General features: G+C 66.8%; 19 protein-coding genes. 4 read left to right on the top strand and 15 right to left on the bottom strand.

From position 1 onward, the window contains the following. Positions 1-34: 34 nt before the first annotated feature. Together PGN16_RS08160 and PGN16_RS08155 are read right to left on the bottom strand one after the other, a co-directional pair. Complete coding sequence (locus tag PGN16_RS08160) at positions 35-1624, bottom strand: isocitrate lyase (RefSeq protein ID WP_335308917.1); 1590 nt, start codon at positions 1622-1624, stop codon at positions 35-37. A 10-nt stretch (positions 1625-1634) separates the two neighbouring features. Then, positions 1635-1793, bottom strand: a complete 159-nt coding sequence (locus PGN16_RS08155; protein WP_202900634.1) for a hypothetical protein — start codon at positions 1791-1793, stop codon at positions 1635-1637. A 145-nt stretch (positions 1794-1938) separates the two neighbouring features. Here PGN16_RS08155 and PGN16_RS08150 point away from each other — a divergent pair, with 145 nt between their 5' ends. Beyond that, on the top strand, positions 1939-3324 hold the full coding sequence (locus tag PGN16_RS08150) for a helix-turn-helix domain-containing protein (protein ID WP_335308916.1): 1386 nt from the start codon (positions 1939-1941) through the stop codon (positions 3322-3324). Positions 3325-3421: 97 nt separating this feature from the next. Here PGN16_RS08150 and PGN16_RS08145 read toward each other — a convergent pair whose 3' ends face one another. From PGN16_RS08145 to PGN16_RS08120, 6 genes are all read right to left on the bottom strand, one after another. Then, on the bottom strand, positions 3422-4207 hold the full coding sequence (locus PGN16_RS08145) for an SDR family NAD(P)-dependent oxidoreductase (protein ID WP_335308915.1): 786 nt from the start codon (positions 4205-4207) through the stop codon (positions 3422-3424). Positions 4208-4370: 163 nt separating this feature from the next. Next, complete coding sequence (locus PGN16_RS08140) at positions 4371-5549, bottom strand: zinc-dependent alcohol dehydrogenase (RefSeq protein WP_335308914.1); 1179 nt, start codon at positions 5547-5549, stop codon at positions 4371-4373. Beyond that, on the bottom strand, positions 5546-6061 hold the full coding sequence (locus PGN16_RS08135; protein WP_335308913.1) for an SRPBCC family protein: 516 nt from the start codon (positions 6059-6061) through the stop codon (positions 5546-5548). Before PGN16_RS08135 ends, PGN16_RS08140 begins: the two co-directional genes overlap by 4 nt. A gap of 181 nt (positions 6062-6242) precedes the next feature. Next, positions 6243-7241: an SDR family oxidoreductase gene (locus tag PGN16_RS08130; protein ID WP_335308912.1), complete on the bottom strand. Its 999-nt coding sequence runs from the start codon at positions 7239-7241 to the stop codon at positions 6243-6245. A gap of 183 nt (positions 7242-7424) precedes the next feature. Continuing rightward, positions 7425-9596, bottom strand: a complete 2172-nt coding sequence (locus PGN16_RS08125) for a TonB-dependent siderophore receptor (protein WP_335308911.1) — start codon at positions 9594-9596, stop codon at positions 7425-7427. Positions 9597-10199: 603 nt separating this feature from the next. Beyond that, a complete protein-coding gene (locus PGN16_RS08120; protein ID WP_335308910.1) occupies positions 10200-10736 on the bottom strand; it encodes a hypothetical protein in 537 nt (178 codons plus the stop codon). A gap of 110 nt (positions 10737-10846) precedes the next feature. Between PGN16_RS08120 and PGN16_RS08115 the strand changes: the two genes are divergently transcribed. Further along, positions 10847-11215 (top strand): PRC-barrel domain-containing protein, encoded by a 369-nt coding sequence (locus tag PGN16_RS08115; protein ID WP_335308909.1) that lies wholly within the window; start codon positions 10847-10849, stop codon positions 11213-11215. Positions 11216-11226: 11 nt separating this feature from the next. Next, complete coding sequence (locus PGN16_RS08110; RefSeq protein ID WP_335308908.1) at positions 11227-11358, top strand: hypothetical protein; 132 nt, start codon at positions 11227-11229, stop codon at positions 11356-11358. A gap of 180 nt (positions 11359-11538) precedes the next feature. On the opposite strand, the gene PGN16_RS08105 is transcribed toward PGN16_RS08110, so the two are convergent. From PGN16_RS08105 to PGN16_RS08090, 4 genes are all read right to left on the bottom strand, one after another. Further along, positions 11539-11757 (bottom strand): energy transducer TonB, encoded by a 219-nt coding sequence (locus tag PGN16_RS08105; RefSeq protein ID WP_335308907.1) that lies wholly within the window; start codon positions 11755-11757, stop codon positions 11539-11541. Positions 11758-11950: 193 nt separating this feature from the next. Further along, the gene (locus PGN16_RS08100; protein ID WP_335308906.1) at positions 11951-12286 is read right to left on the bottom strand and encodes a hypothetical protein; all 336 of its coding nucleotides are present in this window, start codon (positions 12284-12286) and stop codon (positions 11951-11953) included. Positions 12287-12493: 207 nt separating this feature from the next. Further along, the gene (uvrB, locus tag PGN16_RS08095; RefSeq protein WP_335308905.1) at positions 12494-14677 is read right to left on the bottom strand and encodes an excinuclease ABC subunit UvrB; all 2184 of its coding nucleotides are present in this window, start codon (positions 14675-14677) and stop codon (positions 12494-12496) included. Positions 14678-14741: 64 nt separating this feature from the next. Continuing rightward, complete coding sequence (locus PGN16_RS08090; protein ID WP_335308904.1) at positions 14742-15212, bottom strand: YaiI/YqxD family protein; 471 nt, start codon at positions 15210-15212, stop codon at positions 14742-14744. Positions 15213-15330: 118 nt separating this feature from the next. Between PGN16_RS08090 and PGN16_RS08085 the strand changes: the two genes are divergently transcribed. After that, entirely contained in the window at positions 15331-16209 is an 879-nt protein-coding gene (locus PGN16_RS08085) for a crotonase/enoyl-CoA hydratase family protein (RefSeq protein WP_335308903.1), read from the top strand. A gap of 17 nt (positions 16210-16226) precedes the next feature. Here PGN16_RS08085 and PGN16_RS08080 read toward each other — a convergent pair whose 3' ends face one another. From PGN16_RS08080 to PGN16_RS08070, 3 genes are all read right to left on the bottom strand, one after another. Then, the gene (locus PGN16_RS08080) at positions 16227-17585 is read right to left on the bottom strand and encodes a putative bifunctional diguanylate cyclase/phosphodiesterase (protein WP_335308958.1); all 1359 of its coding nucleotides are present in this window, start codon (positions 17583-17585) and stop codon (positions 16227-16229) included. Between the two features lie 41 nt (positions 17586-17626). Then, positions 17627-18151, bottom strand: a complete 525-nt coding sequence (locus PGN16_RS08075; RefSeq protein ID WP_335308902.1) for a hypothetical protein — start codon at positions 18149-18151, stop codon at positions 17627-17629. 104 nt (positions 18152-18255) lie between these two features. Continuing rightward, the gene (locus PGN16_RS08070) at positions 18256-19395 is read right to left on the bottom strand and encodes a 1,4-beta-xylanase (RefSeq protein WP_335308901.1); all 1140 of its coding nucleotides are present in this window, start codon (positions 19393-19395) and stop codon (positions 18256-18258) included. Positions 19396-19456: the final 61 nt, after the last annotated feature.

The raw sequence follows: 19456 nt of genomic DNA, 5'->3' as shown, positions 1-19456 counted from the left end.
GACGAAAAGTCGCCATTGTGAGTTTGGAGGAAGATCAGGCGGCAAACTGGTTCATGGTGTTTTGTGCCCCGCCAGCCTTCAACGCCGCCTCGCCGGCGAAATAGTCCTTGTGGTCGTCGCCTATATCGCTGCCCGACATGTTCTGGTGTCGGACGCAGGCGATTCCCTCCCGAATCTCGCGACGCTGCACGTGCTTGACGTAGCCGAGCATTCCCGCCGCGCCGAAATAGTCGCGCGCCAGCAGATCGGTGCCGAGCGCAGCGGTATGATAGGTCGGCAGGGTAATGAGGTGATGAAAGATGCCGGCGCGCTGCGAGGCATCACGCTGGAAGGTGCGGATGTGCTCATCGGCCTCCATCGCCAGCGCGGATTCGTCATAACCCGGGTCCATCAGGCGCGCGCGCTGGTAGCCGTCGAGGGCACGGCCTTCCTCGTGCCACCGATCGTAGACTTGCTGGCGAAAGTTGAGCGTCCAGTTGAAGCTGGGCGAATTGTTGTAGACCAGCTTGGCGTCGGGGACTTCGGCGCGGATGCGGTCGACCATCCCGGCGATCTGCGCGATGTCGGGCCGCTCGGTTTCGATCCACAACAGGTCAGCGCCGTGACGTAGTGCGGTGACGCAATCGAGTACGCAGCGATCCTCTCCAGTGCCGGCACGGAACTGGAACAGGTTCGAGGGGAGGCGTTTCGGGCGCAGCAATTTGCCGTCTCGTTCGATCAAGACGTCGCCGCGTTCCGGCTTGTCGATCGGCTCGGCGTCGAGAAACGCATTATACCGATCGCCGAGGTCGCCGGGAGCGCGTGAATAGGCGATCTGCTTGGTCAATCCCGCCCCGAGCGAGTCCGTGCGTGCGACGACGATACCGTCTTCGACGCCCAGTTCCATGAACGCGTAGCGGCAGGCGCGGATTTTCGCGAGGAAGTCCTCGTGCGGCACGGTCACCTTGCCGTCCTGATGCCCGCATTGTTTCTCGTCGGAGACCTGGTTCTCGATCTGAAGCGCGCAGGCGCCGGCCTCGATCATCTTGCGCGCGAGCAGATAGGTCGCCTCGGCATTGCCGAAGCCGGCGTCGATGTCAGCGATGATCGGGACGACATGACTGTCGTAATGGTCGACCGCGTGGATCAGCCGTTGCGCCTCCACTTCGTTGCCGTCCGCCCGCGCCGCGTCGATGTCGCGGAACATCAGCCCGAGTTCGCGCGCGTCAGCCTGTTTGAGAAAGGTGTAGATCTCCTCGATCAGCGCCGGCACTGCGGTCTTCTCGTGCATCGATTGGTCGGGGAGCGGGCCGAACGCGCTGCGCAGCGCCGCGACCATCCAGCCCGACAGATAGAGATAGCGCCCCTTGGTGGTGCCGAAATGCTTGCGGATGCTGATGATCTTCTGCTGCGCGATGAAACCGTGCCAGCAGCCGAGCGACTGGGTATAGGCGCCCGGGTCGGCATCATAGGCCGCCATGTCGCGCCGCATCACCGAGGCGGTATGCCGCGCGATGTCCAGCCCGGTGCGGAAGCGGTTCTGCATTTGCATCCGCGCCACCGCCTCGGGCTGGATGCCGTGCCAGCCCGGGCCGGCCTGCGTGATCGTGCGCTGTGCGGCGGCGACGCTGTCCTGATAGGTCATGGCGATCCTCTCAGCCGAGCCGCCCGAGGCGGTGGTACAGGTTGGAGAATTTCGACGAGCGCGGATCGTCGGCGATCTGGCGGACGTAATGCGCGACCGCTTCCTTCATCAGTCCGAAATCCTCGGTCGAGAAGACCGCGCGACTGCGCTGCGGTTCGGTGTGCGGCATGATGACGTCTCCCTTGTGGTGAATGGGAGCATCGTACCGTGAGGTTCGTGCGACCCGTCAGCAATTGACGGGAAATTCGTGTCGCTTCGTCCGCCTGGACGAGCTACGTTCCGTCGGGTTGTAAAGGAATTTACAGGAGAGGCGGGTGAGCCGAGACAAGCTGCTGGCGGGTCATGCGGTACGGCGGCTGCGGCGGCGCCACGGCCTGACGCAGGCGGCGATGGCGGAGATGCTCGCCATCTCGCCCAGCTATCTCAATTTAATCGAGCGCAACCAGCGCGCGGTACCGGCGGGGTTGCTGGTGACGCTCGCCGACCGGTTCGACTTCGATCCGCGCGTGCTGGCCGCGGGCGAGCCGGGCGGGGGCGCGGAAGCGATCCGGCGGCGGCTGGCCGACCCGCTGTTCGCCGATCTGGAAGTCGATCGCAGCGAGGTCGAGGAGTGGCTCGCCGCTGCGCCGGGCGGGGCGGAGGCGTTCGCGCGCGCTTTCGACCGCGGGCAGGGTGGCGCGGCAGCCCCGATGCTCGACGACCCGGCGAGCACGGTGCGGCGCGAGATCGAGCGCTGGCGCAACCACTTTCCCGATCTCGACGTCGCGGCCGAGACACTCGCCGACGAGCTGCGGCTGGTCGGCGCGGACCTGTATGGCGCGTTGGTCGAGCGGCTGCGCGTCCGACACGGGCTCGCGATTCGCGTCCTGCCCGTCGAGGCGCTGCCCGATCACCTCGTCCGCGTCGACCTGCACGCGCGGCAGGTGCAACTCGCGGAGCGGCTCGCGCCCTGGTCGCGGACTTTCGCGCTGGCAACGCAATGCGGGATGATCGAGGCGCGCGCGGAGATCGACGCGCTGGTGCGCGGCGCGGGGCTCGACCGCGTGGCGGAACGATTGTTCCGGCGGCACCTGTCGGCCTATTTCGCGGCGGCGGTGATGATGCCGTACGCCCGGTTCCTGCGTGCCTGCGAGGCGAGCGGCTGTGATCTGGACGTGTTGTCGCGGCGCTTCGAGGCGGGGCTGGAGCAGGTCGCGCACCGGCTGACGACCTTGCAACGCGTCGGGGCGCGGGGACTGCCATTCTTCCTGTTGCGCGTCGATCGCGCCGGGCTGGTGTCGAAGCGCTTCGCGGGGGCGAGCAACACGCCGTTGCTCGCGGGCGAGACGCGCTGCCCGCTGTGGCGCGTGCACCATGCGTTCGATCGGCAGGGGAGCATTGTCCCGCAATTGCTGGAACTGGAGGATGGCGCGCGCTGGTTCACGCTGTCGGTGGCGGTGACCGGCGCTTCGGTGGGGGCGGGAGCGAACCGGGTCGAGAGCACGTTCGCGATCGCGCTCGGGGTGCCGGCCGAGGTGGCCGGGACGCTCGCGGCGGCGCGCGGGCTCGACCTGACCGGCGCGGCGACGCCGGTCGGGCTGGGGTGCCGGGGGTGTCACCGGATGGCGTGTCCGCAGCGCTCCGCACCGCCTGCCGGGCGCGCGATGGTGCTCAACGAGCGCGAGCGGGCGATCTCTGGGTGGACGTTCGCGGGGGATTGATCCGCCGATGATAATCAGGTCGTCATTGCGAGCGGAGCGAAGCAATCCAGTGTTCCGCGCACCGCCCTGGATTGCTTCGCTCCGCTCGCAATGACGTCTACTTCTTCGCGGTGCCCGGTTCGGCCATGTTGCGGTGCTGGTGCGCGGTCACCTCGGGCGGCAGGATGTGCGCGGCGGCGACCTGCAGTTTGTTCTTCCAACCCGAGACGATCGAATGCTTGCCCGCCATCAGCGCGTCCCAGCCGTCCTGCGCGACCTTGGCGGGATCGGACTTGCTGTCGGAGGTGCCGACGTCGGTGTCCATCATGTCGGCGCGGTCGAAGAATTCGGTGTCGACCGGGCCGGGCATCAGCGTCGTCAGCGTGATTCCCTCGTGATCCTTCAACTCGTCGCGCAGGGCGTCCGTGAAGGAATCCACGAACGCCTTGGTGCCGTTGTAGACCGCCTGGAAGCTGCCCGGAATGAAACCCGCGATCGAGCCGGTGACCAGCACCTTGCCCTGATGCCGCTCGGTCATCTGCCGCAGCACCTTCTGGAGCAGGTAGAGCGTGCCGGTGATGTTGGTGTCGACCACCCGCCGCCAGTCGGCAACGTCCTGATCGAGGAACCCGCGACCAAGCCCCTTGCCGGCGTTGGCGCAGAGCAGGTCGATCGGGCGGCCTTCCGCGGCGGCGAGCAGCCGGTCGACGCCGTCGATCGTCGACAGATCGGCCTCGACCGAGGTGACCTGCGTGCCGAACTGTTTGAAGTCGGCGGCGGCGGCGTCGATCAGCGGCTCGTCGGCGACGACGAGGATGTCATAGCCGTCCTTGGCAGCCAGCGTGGCGAGTTCGAAGCCGATGCCGGTCGAGGCGCCGGTGATGATCGCGAATTTGTTGGGCATGGTGGGTTTCCTGTTCGTAAACCGTTCGTGCTGAGGAGGCATCGAGCGAAGTCGAGAGGCCGTCTCGAAGCACCATTGTCGCGCGTGCCCTTCGAGACGGGGCTTCGACTTCGCTCAGCTCCTCCTCAGGGCGAACGGAGGTGGGTGGTCCCGAGACGGCCTGTCACGCCATCCCCGGCTTGAGCACGATCTTCGTCACGTCATTCTGCTGGTCGTGGAACATCTTGTATCCCTCCGGCCCCTTCTCCAGCGGCATCCGGTGCGAGATCAGGAAGGTGGTGTCGATCTTCTCTTCGAGGATCGCGGTCAGTAGCGCGGGGAGGTAGCGCTGGACGTGGGTCTGCCCAGTCTTGAGCTGCAAACCCTTTTCCATGAACGCGCCGAGCGGCCATTTGTCGACGAACCCGCCATAGACCGCCGGCATCGACACGCGTCCGCCCTTGCGACACGCGATGATCGCCTGTCGGTTGGCGTGCGCGCGGTCGGTGCCTGTGAAGGTCGAGACCTTAATTTGGTCCAGAACGTTGTCGACGAAGAAGCCGTGCGCCTCCAGCCCGACGCTGTCGATCACCGCATCGGGGCCGATCCCGCCGGTCATCACCATCAGCGCCTCATAGACTGCGCTTTCCTCGAAATTGATCGTCTCCGCGCCGAACTGCGCGGCCAGCTTGAGCCGGTTGGGGAAGTGATCGATCGCGATCACGCGCTCGGCGCCGAGCAGGAACGCCGACTGGATCGCGAACAGCCCGACCGGGCCGCAGCCCCATACCGCGACGGTGTCGCCCGGTTCGATGTCGGCATTCTCCGCCGCCATCCAGCCGGTCGGCAGGATGTCGGAGAGGAACAGCACCTTGTCGTCCTCGACCCCGTCGGGGATCACGATCGGACCGACGTCGCTGAACGGCACGCGGACGTACTCGGCTTGCCCGCCGGCATAGCCGCCGGTCATGTGGCTGTAGCCGAACAGTCCGGCCATCGGCTGGCCGTACAGCTCCTGCGCGATGTCCTGATTGTCGGCGGGCAGGCCGTTGTCGCAGGCCGAGAATTGCTGCTTGGTGCAATGATAGCAGCTGCCGCACGAGATCGTGAAGGGAACGACGACGCGCTGGCCCTTCTTGAGCGTCGACTTCGCGCCGACCTCGACCACCTCGCCCATGAATTCATGGCCGAGGATGTCGCCCGACTGCATCGTCGGAATATAACCGTCGTAGAGGTGGAGGTCCGAGCCGCAGATCGCGGTCGAGGTCACCTTGATGATACAGTCGCGCGGATTGACGATGCCGGGATCGTCGACGGTGTCGACGCGGACATCGTGCTTGCCGTGCCAGGCGATCGCTTTCACAGCCCCATCTCCTCGAATTGCTTGGCGTTCATCGCGGGGGTGGCGATCTCGCCGGTTTCCAGCAGCTGCTTGAAGCGGCGCAGGTCGCGGCGCGCCTGGATCGCCGGCTCGCGCTGGAACATCTTGGCGATCACCTCGCCGGGCGGATCATAGTCGATCGTCGCGACGATCACCGTGCCGCGCGCCCCGGCATCGCGGAACTCGACGCGGCCGCGATTGGGGATTTCGGCACCGTCTTTGCTCTCCCAGGCCAGCAATTTGCCGGGGACCTCCTCGGTGATCCGCGCGTCCCATTCGACGTTGCTGCCGCCGGGCGCCTTCACGACCCAGTGCGAGCGGCGTTCGTCGTGCACGTCGATGCGCACGACATTCTCCATGAACGCGGGCCAGGCGGCGAAGTCGCGGAAGCGGGAATAGACCTCGGCGACGGGCTGGTTGATCGTGACGGCGCGGGCGGCAAGCGCGGTCGGCTTGTCGTGTTTGGCGGCGGCGAGCGGGGCGTCATCGGCCATGGCGGCTCCTTTCCTGTCGCGCGGTCAATCGCCGGTCGGGGAAGGGCGTTCCGTGGAAAAGCCGTGCGTTGATCTGGGTCAGTGAGGTTGCTGCAAGCCCGGCGTTGCGAGCGCAGCGAAGCAATCCAGGGCGTCGCGCGGAACCCTGGATTGCTTCGCTGCGCTCGCAATGACGAAGTGGTTATGGATTACCCTTGCCGCCGTGCGCGCCGACCGCGGTGCCGGTCGAGAAGCTCGTCCCGTCCTCGGCCAGCGCCACGTAGAGCGGGGCCAGCTCGGCGGGCTGCCCGGCGCGGCCCATGGGCGTGTCCTGTCCGAACTCGCCCATCTTGCCCGGCAACTGCCCGCCCGCGACCTGCAACGGCGTCCAGATCGGGCCGGGTGCGACCATGTTGACGCGGATGCCCTTCTTGGCGAGCTGCTTGGCGAGCCCCTTGGTGAAGATCAGGATCGCGCCCTTGGTGCTGGCGTAATCGAGCAACTCCTCGCCGGGGTCGTAGCTGTTGACCGAGCCGGTGTTGATGATGACCGAGCCCGGCGGCATCGACGGGATCGCTGCCTTGGCGATGCGGAACATCGCGAAGATGTTGGTCTCGAAGGTGCGGACCATCTGCTCGTCGCTGATCTCCGAGATGTCGGCCTTGCTCTGCTGATAGGCGGCGTTGTTGACGAGCAGGTCGAGCCCGCCGAGCTGCCGCACCGCATCGGCGACCAATTTGGTGCAGGCCTTTTCGCTCCGGATGTCGGCGGGGAGCAGCACCGCCTTGCGCCCGGCCTGTTCGATCAGCGCCTTGACCTCGCGCGCGTCGGGCTCCTCGGTCGGATAGTAATTGATCGCGACGTCGGCGCCTTCGCGCGCGAACGCGATCGCGGCGGCGCGGCCGATCCCGCTGTCGCCGCCGGTCACCAACGCCTTGCGCCCGGCCAGCCGGCCCGAGCCGCGGTAGCTGGTCTCGCCGCTGTCGGGGCGTGGCGTCATCTTGCCCTGCAGCGCGGGCCACGGTTGGCGCTGCTCGGGGAAGGGCTGGCTGGTATATTTGCTGCGCGGGTCGCGGAGCGGCACCGCCGGAGCGGGCGCGGCGCCCGCTTGCGCCGCCGCGCCGCCCGCGCCGCCGAAGGTCAGTCCCGCCGCAGCGGCGCCGCCCAGAATGGTACGGCGCGTGGTGCCCTGATCGTCCATGTCGCAACTCTCCCGGTATCCGGGCGCGAACGGGCGGGCCGATCAGAGGTTCACCGCAAATCGTATTGATATCGAGTTACTTCGTCATTGCGAGCGCAGCGAAGAAATCCAGAGCCGGACCAGGACGCCCTGGATTGCTTCCCCCGGCCTTCGCCGGGGTCGCCATGACGATGGCGGCTCTGATCAGAACCGGTAGGCGATCGTCCCCTGCACGACGCGGCGGTTGCCGTACCAGCACCATGCGTAATTGGCGAAGCACGAAGTGATGTAGGTCTTGTCGAACAGGTTGGAGGCGTTGACCGAGGCGGTCAGCCCCTTGAGCGACGGGCTCAATCGCTCGAGATCGAACCGCGCCCAAGCGTCATAGACGGTGTACGACGGGCTGTTGAGCGGCGCCGCGGCGGCAGGGTTCTCGGGCGGGGTGTAGACGCCGGCATAGACCTCGTCGACATGCCGCACCGCGCCTCCCAGCGCGAAGCCCTGGAAGGTGCCACGCTCGGGTGCCCAGTCGAGGATCAGCGACGCGCCGCCGCGCCCGACCGTCTCCAGCCCGCGCCCGACCCGCGACGGATCCTGCGGATCGCTGGTCACGCGGACGCGCTGGCGGCTGTACGCGGCGCGTGCGGTAAAGCCAAGCCCGAGCGGCGCGCTGCCCTCGAACTCGACACCGGTCGAGCGCACCTCGCCGGTCTGGCGCGAGATCGAGAAATCGGGGGTCGAGGTCACGACGTTGGTCTGGTCGATGCGGAACCACGCGCCCGACAGCAGGATCGGCGTGCCAGGCACGCTGAACTTAGCGCCGGCCTCGATCTGCTTGCCGAACGACGGGTCGGCGATCCCGAGCGAGCCGTCACCGCGCCGCACCGTCGCGGACTGCGGCTCAAACGAGGTCGAGTAGCTGATATAAGGCGCGAGGCCGAAGGGCAGGGTGTAGAGCGCCGCGGCGCGCCACGTGAACCTGTCGTCCTTCTTCTCGCTAGTGCCGACCGAGGTGATCTGCTTGCCATCGGCCCAGTCCTGCCGGCCGCCGAGCGTGACGCGCAGTGCGCCCAGCTCCATCTGGTCCTGTGCGTAGATACCCTGCTGACGCAGCCGTGCATCGATGCTGTCTACGCCGAAGCCGTTCGGTACCTGCGCCGGGGTGCGTGGAACGGTCATCGTGCCATAGACCGGGTTGTAGACGTCGAGCGGAGTCGCGCCGCCGAACTGATAGACCTCGGTCGAATGCGCGACCTGCCGGTCAACGCCGAACAACAGCCGGTGCGTCACCGGCCCGGTGCGCACGGTGCCGGCGAGCTGGTTGTCATAGGTCCAGTTGTTCAGCTCCTCGTCGGTCGCATAGCTGGCGCGGTTATAGACGCGCGTGCTGCCCGCCACCGGCGCGCCGCTGACATAGACCAGCCCGAGCTGCGCGGTGACGTTCTGGTAACGGCCCGACGAGCGGAAGCGCCAGCCGCCGCCGAAGTCGTGCGTGAAGATGTACGTCCCCGCCGCCTGTTCGCGCTGGTAGCGGTTGCCCGCCTCGCCACCGTCGAAGCGCGTCGACAATGTGCCATTGGGGTTATCGATCAGCGTGCCGAGCGCCGGGAAGACGCCATAGGCGCCGTTATGCGGATCGTGCGAATAGGTGCCGAGCAGGGTGAAGGTGGTGCGCGAGCCGTTGCCGAGCGTCACCGCGCCCGACACGGTCTGCCGCTCGCGCTTGGCGAAGCGCTGCTGCGTGTCGCTGCCGTTCACGCTGCCATAGACGCGCCACAGCACGTCGCTGGTGCTTCCGCCGACATCGGCATCGACGCGGTAGAGGTTGTATTCGCCGTACGTGCCCGCGATCGAGCCATAGAGCGGTACGTCGACCGGCAGCTTGCTCGACTGCGCGACCAGCCCGCCGGGGCTCGACTGGCCGTAGAGTGTCGAGGCCGGACCCTTGAGCACCTCGAAGCGCGCCAGCCGCGATACGTCGACCTGCGGAATCGCATAGCCGGTGGTGCTGCCGAACTGCTTGAGCCCGTCGAGGAACACCGGCGCGTCGAAGCCGCGCAGCTTGAACTGGTCGTAGACCTCGGCGCTCGATCCGCGCGTCTCGGGGGTCACGCCCGCGACGAAGCGCAGCGCCTGGTTGAGATTCTGCAGCCCGAGCGCCTCGATCTGGTCGCCGGTGACGACGGTGATCGACTGGGCGGTCTCGGCGAGCGGCAGCGCCGACTTGGTGCCGGCGCTGGCGAGGTCGGGCATCTGCCGGCCGGTGACGATCACGTCGTCTGGCGTGGTGGTGTCGCTATGCTGCTGCGCTGCGGCCGGAGTGGCGGCGAGCAGGACGGCGAGGGTGAGGAAGCTGCTGGAATGACGGACGAACATGAGAACCCCTTTGAATGCAAGGGCCTCTATCGACAGTGCGAGTGAGTATCAATAACTTTCAGGCTGCCGTCGCTCCTGCGAAGGCAGGAGCCTATGGCTGTGTCGTTCAGCGTCGACCGTGCATTTGGGACCGCCCCGTCTGTGTCAGATGATCCGCCACACCCGAGAGACATGGGCCCCTGCCTCCGCAGGGGCGACGGCGCGTTGGGAAAGCGCCTGCGATCCCGCACACACCAGATATGAGAAGAGGTTGCCGAGCGCCCGCGAACGGACGCCCGACAACCCCTTGACATGGTCAGCGGCCGGAGAGCTCCAGCCCGGGAGACCATGTTGGCCTCCAAGAACCGTCGTGTCCGCTACGTTGAAGAGAGGATGAACCCTCCCGCAGCGGGCGACGATGCTTAGAAGCGCATCTCCCGAACGAACTGAACCGACCCCATTGCTGAACCATGAGACATCGGATCACCTCCTTTCGCTGGTTGATAACAGTTGCGACCGCGTAAGCCGCACCCGCAATGTGAGGGGCAAGCGATGAGGATACAAGACTTGTAATGCGTCCCGTTTAGGACGAACATCCGCGACTTCGCGCCCGCCGCAAATGCCTCAGCCGCGGCAATCCTCGATCACCCGGCCCACCTCCGCCCAGGGCGGCAGCACCAGCGGCGCCGCGCCCGGCTGTTCGACGGTGAAGCGCCCACGCGTGAACGCCATCGCATCGAGCAGCCGGTCGTCGAGCGCGAAGCGCGCCACCACCTGCGGCACCGCGCCCGCAGCGGGCTGTGTCGCAACATTGCGGGTCATGGCGCTGGTGCGGATCGTGAAGGGCGCGGCATCGTTCCCCGGGCGCGAGAGCAGCAGCGCGCGGGCGGCGCGATCGCAGCGCAGCTCGGCCGCGGGCGCTTGCCCGGTCACCCCATAGCTGGCGCGAGGGCCGGCGGCATCGCGAACGTAGCGCCACGCGCCCGGCGTCCACGGCCAGTCCTGCCAGTCGGCGACCGGTGCCGGGGCGGGAAGCGGTTCCGGCGCGGGCGCGGGTGCGGGTGTCCGAGCGACGGGTGCGGGTGGCACGGCGCGCGGGACGCAGGCGGCGCTCCCCAGCACGAGCAGCGCGAGCGGCAGCGAAGAAAGATGACGGGTCACCCGCGACGCTATGACGGATCACCGCCGCGCGCTCAACCGCTCCGCCCGGAACCGCCGCACCGGCACGACGGTTCACCGCGCGAGATCGCTTAACATAGGAGAATCCCGCCATGGCCGACGACGCGCCGACCCAGATCCTGGTGCAGGCCAACCTCAGCGACACGATGAAGGTCGACACGCGCGACGGTGACCATCTCGGCACCGTGCAGGCGTTCATGGTCCACAAGTCGACCGGGCGCGCTACCCATGCGGTGCTCAGCCTCGGTGGCTTCCTCGGCATGGGGAAGAGCTATTACCCGCTGCCTTTCTCGCTGCTGCAATTCGATCCGGTGCGGGATCGTTACGTCGTGACGATCGACCGGCGCCTGCTGGAGGGCGGCCCGAGTTGGGCGAACAACGCACCGGTCTTCGATCAGGCCTATGCCGACCGCGTCGCCAGTTACTATCAGGTGCAGGGCGAGAATTTGAATATCGCATGAGGAGCGGAGCGATGAGCGAGCGTAAGGAAAATGACGTGCAGGAAGCGGTCGAGGAACTGCTGACCGACCCGGATGCGCCCGACAAGGGCAACAGCACGCCGCCACCGCAGACGACCGATGCGGAGCCGGCCAAGGATCGCTGACCGATTGCGGGATTGCAGCCTGCAATCCGTCCGTCATTGCGAGCGTAGCGAAGCAATCCAGGGCGTCCTGATCCGGCGCTGGATTGCTTCGCTACGCTCGCGATGACGTCGTGTATGTCGGCCGATCAAAGCGGCCCAAGGAAAAAGCGGGATCCCGACTTTAGGTCAGGGATGACGGTTTCACCGATCGGTCGCGGGCTCCGGCACGATGATCCATTCATGGTTCTCGACGATCCACGCCGGGACAGGGCGACCCTCCGCATCGCGTGACGGATCGTAGCGGAAGCGCCGCTGGATCAGCCGACAGGTTGTCGCGTCGAGCGTCGCATTGCCGCTGCTCTTGGTGACGCGGCAGTCGCGTACCCGGCCGTCGCTCCAGACCAGGTACTTGACCGCCACCGTCCCCTGAAAGCCCGCGTCGCCGATGTCGCGCGGATAGTCGGCGTCGGTCAGGCGCCCGCGTTTCCAGATCGGCGGCGTCTCCTCGCCCGGGCCACCGTCACCATCGCCCCAGCCGCCGCTGCCGGTCCCGTCGCCGACGCCGCCCGCGCCGGTGCCGGGCCCGACCTTGCTGGTCGCGCCCTGCGTCGCCTCATTGCCCGCGAACGGCTTGAGCGCGACCGCGATCGGCGGGGGGCGGGAGCGGCACGACGACGATCGGCTTTGGCGCGGCGACCTGCGTCGCCTGCGAGCGAATACTGGGTGGCGCGGCGCGGCCCGACGGGCGCGACGTGTGCGTCCGCTTGGGCACGACCTTGACGGGCGGCGGCGCGGGGGGCGCGACCCGGAACACCGCCAGCCCTTCCTCGACGCGCTGCGCGAGCGGCGCGCCGGCGAGCCCGACGAACAACGCCCAGCCGAGCGCCGCGCTCACCGCCGCGGCGGCGAGCGCCGGAGCGATCCGTTCGCGGGAAGGCTGCGCGTACATGGTGTGGGATATAGGGGCGGGCGGCTGAACCGGGAGTGATTGGGATCACGCACCATTGCGCCGCTTTGTCCTCAATCGTCACCCCGGCGAAGGCCGGGGTCCAGCTACGAAACGTCGCCGCATTCCAGCGCGACCGCCGCTGCGCTTCTTCTTCAGGCGTCCCCCAACTGGACCCCGGCCTGCGCCGGGGTACGCAAGCGGCAAGCCCTACCGTTTCCCGAACTTCCGCTGCGTCTTGCCGAAGCGCGTCTTGCGCGTGCCCGGCTTGCCCTCGTTGCTGCGCCCCATGATCGGCAGCTTCTGCTGCTCGACCGGCAGCCCGAGCTCTTCCTGCTCCAGCGCGCGGATCTCGTCGCGCAGCCGCCCGGCCTCCTCGAACTCGAGATCGGACGCGGCCTTGCGCATCTTCTTCTCCAGCTCCTCAATGTACGCGCGCAGATTGTGGCCGACCATGTGCGGCCGATCCTCGTCGATCTCGACCGTCACCTGATCCTTCGACGCGACATGCGCGATGATGTCGCCGATGTTCTTGCGCACCGTCGTCGGGGTGATGCCGTGCTCGGCGTTATACGCCTCCTGCTTCTCGCGACGGCGCGCGGTTTCGTTCATCGCGCGCTCCATGCTGCCGGTGATGCGGTCGGCATAGAGGATCACACGCCCGTCGACGTTACGCGCGGCGCGCCCGATCGTCTGGATCAGCGAGGTTTCGGAGCGCAGGAAGCCTTCCTTATCGGCATCAAGGATCGCGACCAGCCCGCATTCGGGAATGTCGAGCCCTTCGCGCAACAGGTTGATCCCGATCAGCACGTCATACACGCCCAGCCGCAGGTCACGGATCAGTTCGATGCGCTCCAGCGTCTCGACGTCGGAGTGCATGTAGCGGACCTTGATCCCCGCCTCGTGCATATATTCGGTCAGGTCCTCCGCCATCCGCTTGGTCAGCGTGGTGACGAGCGTGCGATAGCCGAGCGCTGTGGTCTTGCCGCATTCGACGATCAGATCCTGCACCTGTTCCTCGACCGGCTTGATCTCGACCGGCGGGTCGATCAGCCCGGTGGGGCGGATCACCTGTTCGGCGAAGACGCCGCCGGCCTGCTCCATCTCCCACGCGCCCGGCGTCGCCGAGACGCAGACGGTCTGCGGGCGCATCGCGTCCCATTCGTTGAAGCGGAGCGGGCGGTTGTCGATCGCCGAGGGCAGGCGGAAGCCATATTCGGCGAGCGTGATCTTGCGCCGGTGGTCGCCGCGCGACATGCCGTTGATCTGGCCGATCGTCTGGTGGCTCTCGTCGACGAACAACAGCGCGTTCTCGGGCAGATATTCGAACAACGTCGGCGGCGGCTCGCCGGGCAGGCGGCCGGTCAGGAAGCGGCTGTAATTCTCGATGCCGTTGCAGCTGCCGGTCGCGGCGATCATCTCGAGGTCGAAATTGGTGCGCTGTTCCAGCCGCTGGCGTTCGAGCAGCTTGCCCTCGATCTCCAGTTCCTTGAGCCGTTCCGACAGCTCGTGTTTGATCGCCTCGGTCGCCTGCTTCATCGTCGGACCGGGCGTGACATAGTGTGAATTGGCGTAGATGCGGATCGAGTTCAGGCTCGCCGACTTCTTGCCGGTGAGCGGATCGAATTCGACGATCTCCTCGATCTCGTCGCCGAAGAACGACACGCGCCACGCGCTGTCCTCATAGTGCGACGGGAAAATTTCGAGGTTGTCGCCCTTGACGCGGAAGTTGCCGCGCTGGAACGCGGCATCGTTGCGCTTGTATTGCAGCGCGACCAGCTTGCGGACGATCTCGCGTTGATCGACGCTCTGACCCTTCTTCAGGTCGAAGATCATCGCCGAATAGGTTTCGACCGAGCCGATGCCGTACAGGCACGAGACCGAAGCGACGATCAGCACGTCGTCGCGTTCGAGCAGCGAGCGCGTCGCCGAGTGGCGCATCCGGTCGATCGCCTCGTTGATGCTCGATTCCTTCTCGATATACGTGTCGGAGCGCGGGACATAGGCTTCGGGCTGGTAATAGTCGTAGTAACTGACGAAATATTCGACGGCATTGTCGGGGAAGAACGACTTGAACTCGCCGTACAATTGCGCGGCGAGGATCTTGTTGGGCGCGAGGATCAGCGCGGGGCGCTGCATTTCCTCGATCACCTTGGCCATCGTGAAGGTCTTGCCGGAGCCGGTGACGCCGAGCAGCACCTGGTTCTTCTCGCCCGCCCGCGCGGTGTCGACCAGTTCGCGGATCGCGGTCGGCTGATCGCCCGACGGCTGATAGTCGCTGACCAGCTTGAACGGCCGGCCGCCCTCGACCTTTTCGGGACGGGCGGGGCGGTGCGGAACGAACGCCGCATCGGTTTCGGGTTCGGCAAGATTGGTGCGGATCTGGATCGCCATGCGCGGCAATATGGGCGCGCGTGCGGCGCAGCGAAAGGGCGCGTTGACGATGTGTTCCGCCCGATCAGGCGTGCGGCTGCCGCCGCACCCGGACGATCGCCGCGTCCAGTGCCGACAGGAAGCGCGAGCGGTCTTCCTTGCTGAACGGTGCCGGGCCGCCGATGCGGTCGCCGCCGGCGCGCAGGTCGCTCATGATCGCGCGCACCGCCACCGCATTGCCAATCGAGGCGGTCGTAAACGGGCGGCCGGTCGGCGCGATCACCGCGCCCGCGCCGGCCTTCAGGCAGCGGTCGGCGAGCAGGATGTCGGCGGTGACCACCAGCGATGCGGCATCGACCTGCGCCACGATCCAGTCGTCCGCGGCGTCGAAGCCGTCGTCGACCACCACCCGCGAGAGCAACGGATGGGCGGGGATGCGCAGATGGGCGTTGCTGACGATCACCACCGGCACCGAAGTGCGATAGGCGACCCGGTAGATCTCCTCCTTCACCGGGCAGGCATCGGCGTCGACGAGGATGCGCGGCGAGAGCGTCATGTTCGCGCCATGCCATGCCTGGGCTGCGGCGACCAGCGGCGCTTCGACACCGACAGCAAAGCCGTGGTGAGTTATCCTTAACCGACAGCAAGCCGCTGTCAGGAAAGAGGAAGTCGCAATGACCATCCATCAAGCCACGATTGCCGCGGCGGCATCTGACGCACGCGCCCTGTTCGCCTTCGACCAGCTGGAGGCCGTTTTCGACCCGACGCTGGATACCTTGTGGACCTACATGCGCCCGCGCGTGCGGCCCAGCTTCAACCCCGCCTTGCTCCACGACTTCATGCAGTGGCAGGAAGATATCGACATCGCCCATGGCAGCGGCGCGATGCCGATCCGCTATCTGGTGCTCGGCTCGCGTTTCCCAGGTGTCTTCTCGCTTGGCGGCGACCTGGATCTGTTTGCGCAACTGATCCGCGCGCGCGATCGGGCGGCGCTGGTCCGTTACGGCAAGGCATGCGTGCGGATCCTCCACCGCAACATGCTCGGGCTGGAGCGATCGATCGTGACGATCGGGCTGGTCGAAGGCGATGCGCTGGGCGGCGGGTTCGAGGCGTTGATGTCGTTCAACGTCGTCGTCGCGGAGCGCGGCGTGGGGTTCGGCCTGCCCGAGACCCTGTTCGGGCTGTTCCCCGGCATGGGCGCGCACTGCTTCCTGTCGCGTCGGCTGGGCGCGGCGCGCGCCGAGCAGATGATCCTCAGCGGGCGCACCTATCGTGCCGAGGAATTGTACGAGATGGGCCTTGTCCACGCGCTGGCGGAGCCGGGCACCGGCCGGAAGGTGGTGGAGGATTACATCCGCGCCAACCGTCGCCGCCACAGCGCCCATGCCGCAATCTACGAAGCGTCGCGCGCGGTGAACCCGCTGACGCTCGGCGAGCTGGAGGCGGTGGTCGAGCTATGGGCCGATGCGGCGCTGCGATTGGGCGAGGGCGACCTCAAGCTGATGCGGCGGCTGGTGAGTGCGCAGGAGCGGTTGCTGGAAAAGGCGCGCTGATCATGCCCGGCTGAACGTCAGCCGGTCGCCTCGTCCCCTTTGCCGGCCAACATGGCGGAGATCATGGCGGCCGGCATCGGGCGGCCGAGCAGATAGCCTTGCACCGCGTCGCAGCGCGTGCGGCGTAGCTGGTCGAGCTGCGCCTGCGTCTCGACGCCCTCGGCGATCGTCCGCATCCCCAGTTGCGCGCCGAGATCGACGATCGTCTGGACGATCGCGATCGAGGCCGGGCTGCGTTCCAGATCGGTGACGAAAGAGCGATCGATCTTGAGCGTCTGGAAGGGAAAGCGCGTGAGATAACTGAGCGAGGAATAACCGGTGCCGAAATCGTCGAGCGTGGTGCGCACCCGCAAGCGGTTGAGCGCCTCCAGCGCGGCGAGCGACGCCTCGACATCCTCGAGCAGCACCGTTTCCGTGACTTCGAGGTTGAGCCGCTCCGGTGGCAATCCGCTGGTGTTCAGCGCGTCGAGCACCACGGTCGGCAGGCGCGTCGCGCGGAGCTGGATCGGCGACAGGTTCACCGCGATCGAAACGTCGGCCGGCCAGCCGCGTGCCACCTCGCACGCCTGGTAAAGCACCCAATGGCCGATCGCGTCGATCAGGCCATTGTCCTCGGCGATCGGGATGAATTCTGTCGGTGACACGGCGCCGTGATGACGGTTGGTCCAGCGCAGCAGCACCTCGCACGACAGCACGCGCGTCGCCGCGAGATCGAAGATCGGCTGGAACAGCAGGTGGAATTCGCCGCGCTCCAATGCGCCGTGCAGCTCATAGTCGAGCTGGCGACGCCGCTCGATCTTCTCGTCCATGACCGGTTCGTAGAAATACAATTGCCCGCGTCCGCTCTCCTTGGCGCGGTAGAGCGCAAGATCGGCGTTCTTCAGCAACGTGTCGGCCTCGTCCCCGTTCTCGGGCGCGATCGCGACACCGATCGACACGCTGGTGCGCAGGCTGTGCCCATCGTGCGCGACCGGCCGGCGAACCAGCGCCAGGATCGCCGCCCCGGTCGTCGCGGCTTCCTGCTGGTCCTCCACGGGACAGAGGATCGCGAATTCGTCGCCGCCCAGCCGTGCCACGACGCTGTCCTGATCGAAATGCGCGCGCAGCCGCCCGGCGACCGCGGCGAGCAGCGCATTGCCCGCCAGATGCCCGAACGTATCGTTGATTTCCTTGAAGCGATCGAGATCGAGCCAGTAGAGCGCCAGTTTTCCGCGGCGATCGGCCAACGTCCGCAACCGCTCCTCGAACTGCTCGCGGAAGGCGGTGCGGTTCGCGATGCCGGTCAGGTCGTCGCGGCGCGCTTGCGCGGCATTCTCGTGGCTGACGAGCGTCGCCTTCAGCAGCGCGGCATACGTCTGCAGCGTGATGTCGATCATCGCGATGACGAACAGCACGATGACCACCGCCAGCACCAGCTTCAGCGGCTCGAACCCGACCAGCAATCCCGCCGACAGCGGCAGCGACGCGAGGCAGAGTTGCGCGAGCGCGATCCGCGGTCGCCCGGCGTTGCGCCCTGCGATCCCGGCGGCATAGCCGATCGCGGTGGTGACTGCGAGCAGTTGCACCACACACCGTCGTCGCTGCGCGTCAGCGTCAGGAAGCCGAACAGCCCGAGCATCCCCGAATAGGCCAGCGCGCCGACCCGGTAGCCGATCTCGTGCCGCACCGCGGCCGTGCCCGGATCGGGGCTTGCGCGCTGCGGGCGTCGAACGTCGACGATCCGCAGCGCGCCGATCAGCCCGATGGTCGCCGCACCAACCGCCAGCCACGCATCGCGCGTCGCCCAGGCCACCACCGCGGCAATCGTCGTGCTGGTCAGCGCGCCGATCACCAGCGATTGCGTGGAGGCATACAGCGACCCGACCAGCGCCGCGCGCACCTGCGGCGTGATGCGGTGATCGGAATGCCGTAGCTCCCGCAGACGGGCGATCAGACGCGCCATGACATGACCATGGACCGGCAATTATATAATTTCAGTCAATTTGTCATAAGGCAGGTAAGAAGCGATCGGCTTTTTTCCTTACGGTTTCGGTGATTTCAGGGGGATCAGCGCACGGCGGGCGCCACTTCGCGCGGCGTGCCGGCCAGCCACCGGATCAGATCCGTTTCCGCCGACCGATATGGCGTGCCGTCGCTGCGGAAAACCTCGTGGAACCAGATCACCGGCTCTTCCAGCACATAGGGCTTTTTCCAGCTATCCCACGGCAGCCGCGTCTGCGTCTTGCCGTCGACGAACCCCCAGTTGATCATCGCCACGTCATAGCGCTTGCCGATCGGCAGCGATCCGTCGAACGTCGATCCGTTGCCGCGCGCCATATATTCGGTGCACAGGATCGGTCGGCGATACGGGAGCAATTGCTTTACCCGCGCCTCGAACGTCTCGGGCCAGCTATAATCGTGGAACGAGATCACATCCGACTGGCCGAGTTGCAACGTCTCCATGGCGGTCAGCTTTCCGCCGCGCGGGCTCCAGTCGTCATGCTGCCATACGCCCGAGGTGAGCGGCTGTGACGGATCGGCGTCCCGCGCCCACACGAACACCTGCGCCAGCAAGGCGCGGACCAGCGGCTCCTTGCCGTCCTGCCCTTTATATTGGTCGGCGTTGTTGTCGGGCTCGTTCCATACGTCCCAGCCCAGCACGCGCGGATCGTCGCGAAACGCGCCGATCACGCCCTGCACATAGGCCTTGTACGCCGGGTAGCGGCGCTTGTCGCGCAGCCCCGGCATTCCGGGACCCTGGACCCAGCCCGAATTGTGGACACCGGGGATCGGCGGATGCTGCGGTCCGAGCTTCGGATCGGGGTCCCAGCAGCTATCGAACAGCACGAACAGCGGCTTGATCTTGTGGCGTGCGGCGATCGTGAGGAATTCGTCGATCCGCCGCTGAAAGCCCGCTGCGTCCTGCTGCCACAATTGATCGTGGAGGAAGACGCGCATCGTGTTCATCCCGATGCCCTGCGCCCAGCCAAGCTCGCGCTCGATGGCCTGTGGGTCCCATGTGTCGCGCTGCCACATCTCCAGCTGGTTGATGGCCGACGCGGGGGTGTAGTTCGCGCCGACCAGCCACGGCTGCGCGCGATACCATGCCTTGGCCTGCGCCTCGCTCCAACGCGCGCGGGCGTCCGCGGGCAAAGCGACGCCGGTCGCAGCGACGGCGAGCAGCATCGTCAGGAGCCGCCTGTTCATCGTTTCCTCTCCTCTCTTATCGAAGGTCCCACATGGGGCATACAACTCAACTATCGGCAAA

Source organism: Sphingomonas phyllosphaerae (assembly GCF_036946485.1).
In the GTDB taxonomy this organism is placed as follows: Bacteria; Pseudomonadota; Alphaproteobacteria; order Sphingomonadales; family Sphingomonadaceae; genus Sphingomonas; species Sphingomonas phyllosphaerae_E.
Note: the sequence above shows the minus strand (reverse complement) of the source record. Positions and strands in the feature narration are given on the sequence as shown.

What these genes read in the sequence shown, in the direction of transcription:
- PGN16_RS08090 (WP_335308904.1), bottom strand. Translation starts at nt 15,212, where the DNA reads ATGACGCTCTCGCCGCGCATCCTCGTCGACGCCGATGCCTGCCCGGTG.
- PGN16_RS08160 (WP_335308917.1), bottom strand. Translation starts at nt 1,624, where the DNA reads ATGACCTATCAGGACAGCGTCGCCGCCGCACAGCGCACGATCACGCAG.
- uvrB (WP_335308905.1), bottom strand. Translation starts at nt 14,677, where the DNA reads ATGGCGATCCAGATCCGCACCAATCTTGCCGAACCCGAAACCGATGCG.
- PGN16_RS08115 (WP_335308909.1), top strand. Translation starts at nt 10,847, where the DNA reads ATGGCCGACGACGCGCCGACCCAGATCCTGGTGCAGGCCAACCTCAGC.
- PGN16_RS08145 (WP_335308915.1), bottom strand. Translation starts at nt 4,207, where the DNA reads ATGCCCAACAAATTCGCGATCATCACCGGCGCCTCGACCGGCATCGGC.
- PGN16_RS08155 (WP_202900634.1), bottom strand. Translation starts at nt 1,793, where the DNA reads ATGCCGCACACCGAACCGCAGCGCAGTCGCGCGGTCTTCTCGACCGAG.
- PGN16_RS08075 (WP_335308902.1), bottom strand. Translation starts at nt 18,151, where the DNA reads ATGGCGCGTCTGATCGCCCGTCTGCGGGAGCTACGGCATTCCGATCAC.
- PGN16_RS08080 (WP_335308958.1), bottom strand. Translation starts at nt 17,585, where the DNA reads ATGATCGACATCACGCTGCAGACGTATGCCGCGCTGCTGAAGGCGACG.
- PGN16_RS08125 (WP_335308911.1), bottom strand. Translation starts at nt 9,596, where the DNA reads ATGTTCGTCCGTCATTCCAGCAGCTTCCTCACCCTCGCCGTCCTGCTC.
- PGN16_RS08110 (WP_335308908.1), top strand. Translation starts at nt 11,227, where the DNA reads ATGAGCGAGCGTAAGGAAAATGACGTGCAGGAAGCGGTCGAGGAACTG.
- PGN16_RS08085 (WP_335308903.1), top strand. Translation starts at nt 15,331, where the DNA reads ATGACCATCCATCAAGCCACGATTGCCGCGGCGGCATCTGACGCACGC.
- PGN16_RS08135 (WP_335308913.1), bottom strand. Translation starts at nt 6,061, where the DNA reads ATGGCCGATGACGCCCCGCTCGCCGCCGCCAAACACGACAAGCCGACC.
- PGN16_RS08100 (WP_335308906.1), bottom strand. Translation starts at nt 12,286, where the DNA reads ATGTACGCGCAGCCTTCCCGCGAACGGATCGCTCCGGCGCTCGCCGCC.
- PGN16_RS08130 (WP_335308912.1), bottom strand. Translation starts at nt 7,241, where the DNA reads ATGGACGATCAGGGCACCACGCGCCGTACCATTCTGGGCGGCGCCGCT.
- PGN16_RS08070 (WP_335308901.1), bottom strand. Translation starts at nt 19,395, where the DNA reads ATGAACAGGCGGCTCCTGACGATGCTGCTCGCCGTCGCTGCGACCGGC.